The organism is Morganella sp. BCCO 40_0007 (assembly GCF_032989665.1).
In the GTDB taxonomy this organism is placed as follows: domain Bacteria; phylum Pseudomonadota; class Gammaproteobacteria; order Enterobacterales; family Enterobacteriaceae; genus Morganella; species Morganella sibonii.
This window is the reverse complement of record NZ_JAVBIN010000002.1, coordinates 270578-282297: the sequence shown is the minus strand read 5'-3', so window position 1 is coordinate 282297 and position 11720 is coordinate 270578. Positions and strand designations below refer to the sequence as shown.

Here is an 11720-nt window from a genome sequence, read left to right as displayed (position 1 = left end):
CCCTGCCGGTTGCAGGGGATTTGTTTTGTGCGGGTTTGCGCGGAATGACTAAATTAATCAGTTGGCTTCTGCTATCATTGATGCCGATAGTTACAGGCAATAAAAATGATAAATCTAAGGAGCCGGGATGAATGTGAAATCCCCCGGGGAGATGAACCCTGAATTGCTGAACGAACAGGTCGCACAGGTACTGGCGACATTTGAGCATCCGACACTCAAACGCAATCTGATTGCCATCAAAGCGCTGAATCACTGCGCGATGCTGGATGATGTGCTGCATGTTGAGCTGGTGATGCCGTTTGTCTGGAAGCGTCCGTTTGAAGCACTGATTGAAGCAAAAACCAAAGAATTACGTAAAGTGACCGGTGCGGCGGCGGTGGACTGGAAACTGCGCCATGATATCGCGACACTGCGCCGTGCCAATGATTTGCCGGGTATTAACGGTGTCCGCAATATTCTGGCGGTCAGCTCCGGCAAAGGCGGTGTGGGTAAATCCAGCACCGCGGTGAACCTCGCGCTGGCACTGGCAGCGGAAGGGGCAAAAGTCGGTATCCTCGATGCGGATATTTACGGCCCGTCCATCCCGAACATGCTGGGTACCACCAAAGAGCGTCCGACGTCACCGGACGGCCAGCATATGGCTCCGATTATGGCCTACGGTCTGGCTTCCAACTCTATCGGTTATCTGGTCACTGATGATAACGCCATGGTCTGGCGCGGCCCGATGGCCAGTAAAGCCCTGATGCAGATGTTACAGGATACCCTGTGGCCGGATCTGGATTATCTGGTCATCGATATGCCGCCGGGCACCGGGGATATCCAGCTGACACTCTCGCAGAACATCCCTGTCACCGGTGCGGTGGTGGTGACCACACCACAGGATATTGCGCTGGTGGATGCGATGAAAGGTATCGTCATGTTCAAGAAAGTGAACGTGCCGGTTCTGGGTATTGTGGAGAACATGAGTGCGCACATCTGCAGTAACTGCGGTCATGTCGAGCCGATTTTCGGCACCGGCGGGGCGGAGAAACTGGCAGAACGCTATCACACCAAACTGCTGGGACAGGTGCCGCTGCATATTTCGCTGCGTGAAGACCTCGACCGCGGCCAGCCGACAGTGATGCGTGACCCGGACGGCGAATTTGCGGATATCTACCGTGAGATCGCGGTCAATGTGACGGCAGAAATGTTCTGGGAAGGGGATAAGATCCCGACAGAAATCGCTTTCCGCGCAGTATAAGCGGGGTTTATGTCAGCTCCGGCGCATCCGGAAAGTAAAAAAGGCCCGCACAGTAATGTGCCGGTCTTTTTTTATGGCAGCAGTAAGAGTGATTACCCCGAAATAATGAGGCCGGATGCCCGATTCTGCTGGAATCTCGCGCCGTTACTCCCTATAATTCAGCGCCGGGCAGACACGTTTTGTTACTCCCGGCCGGATAAGCACCAAAAAAGGCCGCAGCAGATCGTTTCGGTTTTTTTCTCTCCTATTTTCAAACCGGGTTATTTCTATTATGGCTGACACAGCACAGCAGCAGTGCACTATCATCGGTATCACCGGCGCATCCGCGTCAGGAAAAAGTCTGATTGCCAACACGCTTTATCATGAGTTACGTGCTCAGGTGGGCGATCACAATATCGGTGTGATTCCGGAAGACTGCTACTACAAAGATCAGAGCGATGTGCCGATGGAAGAGCGCATCAAGGTCAACTATGACCATCCGGGCTCTATGGATCACGAACTGCTGTTACAGCATCTGAAAGCACTGAAATCAGGTAAGTCTATTCAGTTACCGCAGTATGATTATGCAGAACATACCCGTAAGCCGGAATCTGTTCTGTTCAGCCCGAAACGGGTGATTATTCTTGAAGGGATTCTGCTGCTGACAGACAAACGTCTGCGCGAACAGATGGATTTCTCCATTTTCGTCGATACCCCGCTGGATATCTGTCTGATGCGCCGTATCCGCCGCGATGTGAATGAGCGCGGACGCACGCTGGATTCCGTTATTGCACAGTACAATAAAACCGTACGTCCGATGTACCTGCAATTTATTGAACCAACAAAACAATATGCTGATATCATAGTGCCGCGGGGCGGTAAAAACCGCGTGGCGATTGATATTCTGAAAGCTAAAATCAGTCAGTTCTGCGAGTAAGCCGCCGACAACGAATTAACCCGCGTTTATCCGCCGGTGATAAACGCTGAGTTTAAGAAGGATGATACCATGCGACTTTGTGACCGTGACATTATTCAGTGGCTTGATGACGGCAGACTGACCATTTCCCCGCGTCCGCCGGTTGAGCGGATTAACGGGGCGACTGCGGATGTCCGTCTCGGACATCAGTTCCGGGTATTCCGGGGCCATACGGCAGCGTATATTGATCTCAGCGGCCCGAAAGAAGAAGTGAATGCGGCGCTGGAAAATGTCATGAGTGATGAAATCACCCTGACAGAAGATGAAGTGTTTTACCTGCATCCGGGAGAACTGGCACTGGCGGTAACACTGGAATCTGTCACGCTGCCGGATAACATGGTCGGCTGGCTGGACGGGCGTTCATCACTGGCACGTCTCGGTCTGATGGTGCACGTCACCGCACACCGGATCGATCCGGGCTGGCACGGGCAAATCGTGCTGGAATTTTATAACTCAGGTAAGTTACCTCTGGCATTACGTCCGGGCATGGTGATCGGCGCCCTGAGTTTTGAGCCGTTATCCGGCTCCGCTGACCGGCCGTATAACCGCCGCAGCGATGCGAAATATAAAAATCAGCAGGGAGCTGTGGGCAGCCGTATCAGCGAAGATTAAACGGCGGACAGAGAACTGTCCGTCAGCGGGTTCAACAGAGAATGGGAAAGGAACAGGGATTATGAAACGATTTTTCACCACGCTGATTATTCTGCTTGTCGTTGTGGCGGCGGGCCTTGCGGCCTTAATCCTGCTGGTGAACCCGAATGATTTTCGCGATTATATCGTTAACAAGGTGAAGGAAGACACCGGTTACGAACTGGTAATGAAAGATGATATGCGCTGGCATGCCTGGCCGAAACTGAGCATCATTACCGGTAAAATGACACTGACCGCACCCGATGCTGCTGAACCGGTGGTGACGGCAGAAAATATGCGTCTTGATGTTGAGCTCTGGCCGCTGTTATCACACCAGTTATCTGTCCGTGAAGTGATGCTTGACGGCGCGCTGCTGAAAATCCTGCCTGAAACCGAATCACAGGAGAAGAAAAGTGTCCCTGTGGCCCCGGGTAACCAGAAAGCCAGACCGGTACCGGTTGAGCAGGGAAACAAATGGTCGTTTGATGTGGATCGCATCCGTATTGCCAACAGTCTGCTGGTCTGGCAGGCTCAGGACGGTACGCAGATTAACATGCGTGACATTAACTTCTCTCTCGAACGCAATACCCCTGAACGTTATGTGATAGCGCTGAACAGTAATATTCTGCGTAATCAGCAGGAGCTCTCTTTCAGCCTGAGTTCTGATATCGATCTTTCCCAGTATCCGGTACAGGTCAGCGGCAATATTAATCGTCTGAACTACCGCCTGTCCGGTGCCGGTCTGTATGCCAACGGCATCAACGGTAACGGTACGACGACCTATACCTGGCACGAAGCCGTCGGTCAGGCGCCTCAGTCCCTGATCCTGGAAAACCTGAAACTGAGTGCGAACGAAAGCCAGCTCAGCGGCACAATCGAAGCGGCGCTTGGTGAAACCCCGCGTTATGACATCCAGCTGGCCTCCTCAAAACTGAATCTGGATAACCTGCTCGGTTATGAGCGTGCCGTGCATTCAGAAAACGGGGAAAAACCGGTTGCCACCAAACCGGCGGTGATCACGACCGGCAGTAACGCGGATAAATATGACCTGACCTTTATGAATCACTTCAATGCCACGCTGGCGCTGAATGTGGATTCCCTGATTTATCAGGGGATGGAGATCGGGCAGCTGACGGTGAAAGCAGAGAACCGTGGCAGTATCACGGAAATTTCCAAAATGACCGGTAACGTGTTCGGCGGCCGTTTCTCTCTGCCGATGACGATTTATTCCGAAAAGGTTCCGGCGCAGCTGCGTATTAAACCATTGCTGCAGAATATTGATGTCAAACCGCTGCTGACGGCGTTTAAAATGCCGGAAAAATTTACCGGTCGTCTGAGCTTTGACGGTGATCTGCGCGGCACCGGTTATGATCAGGAAGCGGTATTAAATAACTGGCGCGGTGATGTGGCACTGACAATTACCGATGTTAAGCTGCTTGGTCTGAATATTCCGTATCTGATCCAGCAGTCACTTTCCCAGGCAACTGACAAAGTGGCTCAGCCGCAATCCATGGATGCCATGACCGAAGCGAAAAAACTGGAAGCTATCGGTACGCTGAATAACGGTGAAGTGAAAATCAGTAAAATTCTGGCGGTATCCGATGCCTTTAATATTACCGGCAGCGGGCGGACCAATCTGGTGAAACAAAATCTGGATGTGAACCTGGGTGTTCAGATCTTAAAAGGCTGGGGGAAAACCAACGATCTGGTGACCTGGCTGCAATCCATCCGTATTCCGGTTGTGCTGTTCGGTGACTGGGATAATATTCAGTATAAATTTGAAGTGGAAACCCTGCTGCGTAATCAGTTACAGCAGCGGGTAAAACAGGCAGCCGGAGAGTTGCTGAATGAAAAAACCGGGCGGGATCTCAAAGCTGTGGAATCCTTAATTAACCGGTTATAAATTCGCGGACGATTTATACAAACAGAGCAGTGACGATAATTTATATTGTCACTGCTTTTTTAATGCAGAAGGCCGGAATACATAAATGATACGGGTAATAACCAAGGTTCATTGATACATATCATTTAATCTCACTCCGGTTTTCGGCACAGTGCATTAATCATTTTTATAAATAAAAATACCAGACAGGAGCAGAAATGTTAGACCTTCTCATTGGTGCTGTCGTCGCCGTCGGCGTCGGGCGCTATATTATTAAAGGGTATTCAGCAACAGGGGTGCTGATGGTCGGGGGCTTACTGCTTCTGATCATCAGTGTCATGATGGGAAAAAATATCCTGCCGTCCGCCGCCACCTCTACCGGCTGGGGACCGACAAACATTATTGAATATGTTAAGTACCTGCTGATGAACCGGGGCGGCGACCTCGGTATGATGATCATGGTACTGTGCGGTTTTGCGGCTTATATGACCCATATCGGTGCCAACGATGTCGTCATCAAAATGGTCTCCAAACCGCTGAAGGTCGTGAACTCTCCGTATCTGCTGATGATTGTTGCCTACTTTATTGCCTGTCTGATGTCTCTGGCGGTGTCTTCGGCTACCGGTCTGGGCGTGTTACTGATGGCAACCCTGTTCCCGGTCATGGTGAACGTGGGGATCAGCCGTGGTGCGGCTGCGGCTATCTGTGCGTCTCCGGCGGCGATTATCCTGGCACCGACCTCCGGTGACGTGGTGATTGCGGCAGAAGCTTCTATGATTCCGCTGAAAGAGTTCGCTTTCAGTCTGACACTGCCGATTTCGATTGTGGCGATTGTGTCTATGGCGATTGCCCACTATTTCTGGCAGCGTTTCCTGGATCGCAAAGAAGATATCAAATCTGAAATCCTGGATGTCAAAGAAATTACCACCAATGCACCGAAGTTCTACGCCATTCTGCCGTTTATGCCGATCATCGGTGTTCTGCTGTTTGATGGTAAGCCGTTCAGCATTGGTTTCCTGAGCCACATCGTGCTGCCTGAATTACATATCATCACGATTATTGTCGGCTGTATTATCCTTTCTGCCATTATTGAATTTGTCCGTGGTTTTGACGGTAAAAAAGTGTATGCAGGACTGGATGTCTGCTACCGCGGTATGGCGGATGCCTTTGCAACCGTGGTTATGCTGCTGGTTGCGGCAGGTGTGTTCGCCCAGGGTCTGAGCACCGTCGGCTTTATTTCCGGTCTTATCGACCTGGCGCAGTCTTTCGGTTCCGGTGCTATCGTGATGATGATTGCACTGGTGATTATTACTATGCTGGCGGCGATGACCACCGGTTCCGGTAACGCACCGTTCTACGCATTTGTCGAGCTGATCCCGCGCCTGGCGCAGCAGATGGGTATCAACCCGGCCTACCTGGTGATCCCGATGTTACAGGCGTCTAACCTGGGCCGTACGATGTCACCGGTTTCCGGTGTGGTGGTTGCGGTTGCCGGTATGGCAAAAATTTCACCATTTGAAGTGGTGAAACGGACATCGGTTCCGGTACTCGTCGGCCTGCTGGTCGTGATTGCCGCCACTGAGTTCCTGGTGCCGGTTACACTGTAAAACGCGATAAGCCGCACCGGTTATCCGCTGCGGCTTTTTTGTATCAATACGGAAAGTGTGAGGTTGGCTTTGGATAAGATTTTTACCGGGGTTGTGCAGGGCACGGCACTGATTTTAAAAATTGAAGAAAACAATGATCATCTGATTCATATTGTGCAGTTCCCTGCGGAATTATTACCGGGACTGACGATTGGTGACTCCGTGTCGTATAACGGCTGCTGTCTGACGGTGGCGGCAATTGATAACAGCCATGTCGGTTTTTATCTTTTCACTGATACACTGCTGAAAACGGCTCTCGGGCGATTAGCAACCGGCGATAAGGTTAATATCGAAAGAGTGGCGGTATAAAAGCAATAAAAAAACCCCGTATCTGACGGGGTTTCGCTTTATAAAGGGGAGTTAATTACACGCGGTTAAATGCAATAATGCGGACTGAACGCAGGTCGGCCTGTGACTCGTCGGCAATTTTCTGAGTGGCTTCTTCTAATGCATCCCGGGGTGATACACCGGCTTTAGTTTCTGTGATCTGATGTCCCTGTAAAGTGTCTCCGTTACGGGCGCGCACTTTGTACGATACAAACCAATAATCCATATCATCACCTGCTTCTGTAATTAATCGTTTAACCACCATAGCGATTTAACGGTGAGATTAATGTGACCAGAATCAATCATTTCACTCTCTTTTCGCTGCATATATTTTAAATTTGTTTCTGTTCACAGTTCTGAATTATTCCGCCGTCAATCCGGCGGAAGATTCATTATTCATTTCCTGTAATATAAATGCCCGTTCATTTATCAGGCGCGGATTATCGGAAAACGAAACCGCTCTGACAACAAAAACGAGCAGCAAAATTACAGATACTGAGATACTGAGTGAATAAATCCGCTTACCTGCCGGGGTTTTTGCCGTGAATACCAGGTATGCCAGCGCCAGTACCACGCCGGTAGCCGCACCGCTGAGGTGGGCGATATTGTCAGTCCCTGCCTGCATTCCGTTAACCAGTGTCAGCACGATCATAGCACCGACAGATAACCGGTTACGTGAGTACAATGCGCGGACATCTGCCGGCAGCGCCGGGTTAAATCCCTCTTTAATCAGAAATATCACTGTTGCGGCTGCAATGCCCATAATGGCGCCGGATGCACCGACACTGACGGTGATATACACCGTGTGTGCGTATAAATAAAATGATTGTTCTGTATTAAATTCTGTTGATTGCCAAAGGGCGCTGAATAATGAGGCACTGATACCGGAAACCACATAGATAACCAGCATTCTGAATTTACCGAACAGCGCTTCGCAGTTAATACCAATAACAAACAGCGCCAGGCAATTGAGTACCAGATGAAATATATCGGCGTGAAGGATCATACTGATCGGATAACGCCACCAGTCACCGGTCAGTGACAGTTGATAAACATTGGCACCAAACAGTAAAAGATTACTTTCCCGCGACGGCAGCGGTGAGACATAAAGTTCCTGATAAAAATAAATACCGGTATTGAGCAGCACTAACAGCAGGGTAAGCAGCATAGCAGACAGCCGGAAGGTCTGTTTGGCGGGCAGAATGACCTTTCCCCACGGATTATTGTCCTGTTGTTTTAATTCAGTCATACCGATCCTCTGATAGTTAAAAACCGCGCAGACCGGTCTGGTCTGTGCGGTTTTTCAAATCATAATAAAGATCAGGAATTAGTTATTATCTAACCATTCCGTGTGGAACACGCCGTCTTTGTCGGTACGTTTATAAGTATGTGCACCGAAATAGTCACGCTGTGCCTGGATCAGGTTCGCCGGCAGTACCGCACTGCGGTAGCTGTCATAATAGGCGATAGCGGCAGAGAAGGTTGGTGTCGGAATACCGTGCTGAACACCGTAGCAGACCACGTCACGCAGCGCCTGCTGATACTCATCGGCAATCTGTGTGAAGTATGGGGCCAGCAGCAGGTTAGCCAGTGCCGGATTTTCCGCATAAGCGTCAGTGATCTTCTGCAGGAACTGGGCGCGGATGATACAACCGGCGCGGAAGATTTTCGCGATTTCGCCGTAGTTCAGATCCCAGTTATATTCGTCAGAAGCAACGCGCAGCTGTGAGAAGCCTTGTGCGTAAGAGACGATTTTCCCCAGATACAGGGCACGGCGGACTTTCTCAATAAATTCTGCTTTATCGCCGCTGAATGCTGCTGTTTTTGGTCCTTTCAGCACTTTGGATGCCGCAACGCGCTGGTCTTTCAGGAAGGAGATATAACGGGCAAACACGGATTCAGTGATCAGCGTCAGCGGCACACCGAGGTCGAGTGCGCTCTGGCTGGTCCATTTACCGGTGCCTTTGTTGGCGGCTTCATCGAGGATCACATCGACCAGATAGTTGCCGTCTTCGTCTTTCTTGCGGAAGATATCTTTTGTGATATCAATCAGGTAGCTGCTCAGTTCGCCGTTATTCCACTCGCTGAATACCGATGCCAGTTCATCATTGCTGATGCCGAGGGCATTTTTCATCACAGAGTAAGCTTCGGCAATCAGCTGCATATCGCCGTATTCGATACCGTTGTGCACCATTTTGACATAATGACCGGCACCATCAGCACCGATATAGGTGACACACGGCTCACCGTCAGCCTGAGCTGCAATCTGTTTCAGGATCGGAGCAACCAGTTCGTAAGCTTCTTTTTGTCCGCCCGGCATAATGGACGGCCCTTTCAGTGCACCTTCCTCACCACCGGAAACACCGGTGCCGATAAAGTTAAAGCCCTGCGCGGACAGTTCTTTATTACGGCGGATGGTGTCCTGAAAGAAGGTATTACCACCGTCGATCAGAATGTCACCTTTATCGAGATGCGGGGTGAGGGACGCGATGGTTTTATCGGTGGCTTCACCGGCTTTGACCATCAGCAGGATACGGCGGGGTTTTTCCAGGGAGTCAACAAACTCTTCAATGCTGTAGCTGGGAACCAGTTTTTTCCCCGGGTTTTCAGCAATCACTTCGTCAGTTTTATCAGAAGAGCGGTTAAAAACAGAAACAGAATAACCGCGGCTTTCGATATTCAGTGCGAGGTTACGGCCCATAACGGCCATACCGACAACACCAATTTGTTGTTTGGACATGAAGACTCCTTCAGGAATTGACCCGTGACTAACGACGATTTCGTTAGCTGACTGTTAATTTCGTCACAGTTTAACGCATGTAAAGCCCGCGTGGTAGCGATTGATGCAAACGGTATCGTCATTGCGCACAACAGGAACAGCGGCAAAGTGCGGAATTTTTTATTGCTATTTGGCCGGACAATCCGCATTATTTCGTGTGCAGCATAAGCTGTGTGAATAAAAGGTAAAACTAACCGTATGGAATGGATCGCTGATCCGTCGATTTGGGCCGGCCTGGCCACACTAATCGTACTCGAAATTGTTCTTGGTATTGATAACCTCGTTTTCATTGCCATTCTTGCCGATAAACTTCCGCCTGCGCTGCGTGACAAAGCCCGTATAACCGGTCTGCTGTGTGCGCTGATCATGCGTATTATTCTGCTGTTCAGTCTCTCCTGGCTTATCACGCTGACCAAACCGATGTTCACGATGTTCGGGCATGCATTCAGTGCGCGTGACTTAATTATGCTGATCGGGGGACTGTTCCTGCTTTTCAAAGCCACGATGGAGCTTAACGAACGGCTGGAAGGCGGTGAGCATAACGACGGACAGCAGCGGAAAACCTCGAAATTCTGGGCGGTGGTGGCACAGATTATCGTGCTGGATGCGGTTTTCTCTCTGGACTCCGTGATCACGGCAGTCGGGATGGTGGATCACATCGGTGTTATGGTTACAGCAGTGATTATTGCAATGCTGCTGATGATCTGGGGCAGCCGTCCGCTGACCCGTTTTGTCAATGAACACCCGACCATCGTTATCCTGTGTCTCAGCTTCCTGCTGATGATCGGTTTCAGCCTGGTGGCGGAAGGGTTCGGCTATCACATTCCGAAAGGTTACCTCTACGCGGCGATCGGTTTCTCCATCATGATTGAAATGCTCAATCAGGTGGCGATGTTTAACCGCCGTAAGTTTCTGCGCGGGCGGAATTCCCTGCGTCAGCGTACAGCGGAAGCAGTACTGCGCATTCTGAGCGGTAAACGTGAATCATCGGAGCTGGATAACCGCACGGCAGATTTGATTTCAGATAACCAGGATATTTTTGATCCGGAAGAGCGGCAGATGATTGTCCGCGTACTGGGGCTGTCTCAGCGTAATGTCAACAGTATTATGACTTCGCGTCATGATGTGGAAATGCTGCGGATTGATGCCACCAGTGATGAAATCGCCGCATTGCTGACCAAAAACCCGCATACCCGGGTGGTGATTAAAGGCTCGGGGGATGATGATGAACTGCTGGGGGTGGTGCATGTGATTGATTTGCTGCATCAGCGTTTACAGCAGGACACGCTGGATCTGCACGCGCTGATCAAACAGCCGCTGGTGTTCCCGGAGCAGTTGTCATTACTGAAAGCGCTGGAGCAGTTCCGCCAGGCGCAGACTCACTTTGCCTTTGTGGCGGATGAGTTCGGTTATGTTGAAGGGGTAGTGACACTGACGGACGTGATGGAAACCATCGCCGGAAATCTGCCGGTCAGCGGTATTGAAAATGATGCCCGTCATGATATTCAGTTTACGGATGATAACAGCTGGATAACCAACGGTTTTATGCCGCTGGAAGATCTGATCAATTATATTCCGCTGACACTGGACGAAAAACGGGAATATGAAACCGTAGCCGGATTGCTGATGGAACATTTACAGCGTCTGCCGAAAGTGGGTGAGCAGATCAGAATTGACGGTTGTCTGTTTGAACCGCTGGAAATTCAGAATCACCGGATTAACCGTGTGAAAATCACACTGCCGGAAAATCCGGAAGACAGTGTCGATTAACTGTTAAATAATAACGCCGCCGGAAACGGCGGCGTTATCATCATATCGTGCGGGTTATTCAACCGGGGCACATTCAAAATCACTGAAGATTTTCCGGCTGTTTTTGGCGCGGGGCTTAAACTTCCCGGCCGGTTTGTTATTCACATACACTTCAAATTCAGATGCCCGGGTAATGGCTGAGGTAAAACTGATCCAGGCATTAGCACCACTGCGGGTCGTGGTGTTTTCAGGAATATAATAGGCCTCATCATCAATCAGGAAAGAGATGTCACCGTCAAGGCTCTGGTCATTACTGTAAACAGACACGCTGTTGTCATAGCCTTCCCCCGCACCTTCGTTACAGGCGATAATGACGGCATTACCGGCTCCGTTACTGATACTGTATTCAGTAAATCCCTGAGCAGTCCCCATTGACCAGGTATCAGGGACAGCACTGGCAGAGGCAGAGCAGGCGGCAATCACACCGGCCAGCAGTATTTTTTTCATTAATA

At 50.4% G+C, this 11720-nt stretch carries 11 protein-coding genes; 7 read left to right on the top strand and 4 right to left on the bottom strand.

Annotated features, from left to right (window positions below; genetic code table 11):
• The first annotated feature begins 127 nt into the window (after positions 1-127).
• From apbC to R5268_RS03305, 6 genes are all read left to right on the top strand, one after another.
• A complete protein-coding gene (gene apbC / locus R5268_RS03330) occupies positions 128-1240 on the top strand; it encodes an iron-sulfur cluster carrier protein ApbC (RefSeq protein ID WP_107678180.1) in 1113 nt (370 codons plus the stop codon).
• Between the two features lie 271 nt (positions 1241-1511).
• Positions 1512-2156 carry a uridine kinase gene (gene udk, locus R5268_RS03325; protein ID WP_025153374.1) on the top strand — a complete coding sequence of 215 codons (645 nt, stop codon included), beginning with the start codon at positions 1512-1514 and terminating at the stop codon, positions 2154-2156.
• 69 nt (positions 2157-2225) lie between these two features.
• Entirely contained in the window at positions 2226-2807 is a 582-nt protein-coding gene (dcd, locus tag R5268_RS03320; protein ID WP_046893786.1) for a dCTP deaminase, read from the top strand.
• A gap of 61 nt (positions 2808-2868) precedes the next feature.
• Positions 2869-4728, top strand: coding sequence for an outer membrane assembly protein AsmA (asmA, locus tag R5268_RS03315; protein ID WP_317418679.1), 1860 nt, complete (start codon positions 2869-2871; stop codon positions 4726-4728).
• Positions 4729-4925: 197 nt separating this feature from the next.
• Positions 4926-6314, top strand: a complete 1389-nt coding sequence (gene dcuC / locus R5268_RS03310; protein WP_046893788.1) for an anaerobic C4-dicarboxylate transporter DcuC — start codon at positions 4926-4928, stop codon at positions 6312-6314.
• Positions 6315-6383: 69 nt separating this feature from the next.
• Entirely contained in the window at positions 6384-6662 is a 279-nt protein-coding gene (locus tag R5268_RS03305; RefSeq protein WP_052956679.1) for a riboflavin synthase, read from the top strand.
• Positions 6663-6717: 55 nt separating this feature from the next.
• Here R5268_RS03305 and R5268_RS03300 read toward each other — a convergent pair whose 3' ends face one another.
• The 3 genes from R5268_RS03300 to gndA all read right to left on the bottom strand — a co-directional run bounded on the left by R5268_RS03300 (position 6718) and on the right by gndA (position 9420).
• Entirely contained in the window at positions 6718-6906 is a 189-nt protein-coding gene (locus R5268_RS03300; RefSeq protein WP_247715628.1) for a hypothetical protein, read from the bottom strand.
• Between the two features lie 135 nt (positions 6907-7041).
• Positions 7042-7929 (bottom strand): rhomboid family intramembrane serine protease, encoded by an 888-nt coding sequence (locus tag R5268_RS03295; protein ID WP_317418681.1) that lies wholly within the window; start codon positions 7927-7929, stop codon positions 7042-7044.
• Positions 7930-8007: 78 nt separating this feature from the next.
• Entirely contained in the window at positions 8008-9420 is a 1413-nt protein-coding gene (gene gndA / locus R5268_RS03290; protein WP_107678184.1) for an NADP-dependent phosphogluconate dehydrogenase, read from the bottom strand.
• A 237-nt stretch (positions 9421-9657) separates the two neighbouring features.
• On the opposite strand from gndA, the gene R5268_RS03285 reads away from it, so the two are divergent.
• Positions 9658-11229 (top strand): TerC family protein, encoded by a 1572-nt coding sequence (locus R5268_RS03285; RefSeq protein ID WP_218455250.1) that lies wholly within the window; start codon positions 9658-9660, stop codon positions 11227-11229.
• 54 nt (positions 11230-11283) lie between these two features.
• Here R5268_RS03285 and R5268_RS03280 read toward each other — a convergent pair whose 3' ends face one another.
• Complete coding sequence (locus tag R5268_RS03280) at positions 11284-11715, bottom strand: hypothetical protein (protein WP_317418682.1); 432 nt, start codon at positions 11713-11715, stop codon at positions 11284-11286.
• Between the last annotated feature and the right edge of the window lie 5 nt (positions 11716-11720).

Bases quoted from the DNA above. Each gene is read 5' to 3' on its own strand.
- apbC (WP_107678180.1), top strand. From the start codon at position 128: ATGAATGTGAAATCCCCCGGGGAGATGAACCCTGAATTGCTGAACGAA.
- udk (WP_025153374.1), top strand. From the start codon at position 1,512: ATGGCTGACACAGCACAGCAGCAGTGCACTATCATCGGTATCACCGGC.
- dcd (WP_046893786.1), top strand. From the start codon at position 2,226: ATGCGACTTTGTGACCGTGACATTATTCAGTGGCTTGATGACGGCAGA.
- asmA (WP_317418679.1), top strand. From the start codon at position 2,869: ATGAAACGATTTTTCACCACGCTGATTATTCTGCTTGTCGTTGTGGCG.
- dcuC (WP_046893788.1), top strand. From the start codon at position 4,926: ATGTTAGACCTTCTCATTGGTGCTGTCGTCGCCGTCGGCGTCGGGCGC.
- R5268_RS03300 (WP_247715628.1), bottom strand. From the start codon at position 6,906: ATGGATTATTGGTTTGTATCGTACAAAGTGCGCGCCCGTAACGGAGAC.
- R5268_RS03295 (WP_317418681.1), bottom strand. From the start codon at position 7,929: ATGACTGAATTAAAACAACAGGACAATAATCCGTGGGGAAAGGTCATT.
- gndA (WP_107678184.1), bottom strand. From the start codon at position 9,420: ATGTCCAAACAACAAATTGGTGTTGTCGGTATGGCCGTTATGGGCCGT.
- R5268_RS03285 (WP_218455250.1), top strand. From the start codon at position 9,658: ATGGAATGGATCGCTGATCCGTCGATTTGGGCCGGCCTGGCCACACTA.
- R5268_RS03280 (WP_317418682.1), bottom strand. From the start codon at position 11,715: ATGAAAAAAATACTGCTGGCCGGTGTGATTGCCGCCTGCTCTGCCTCT.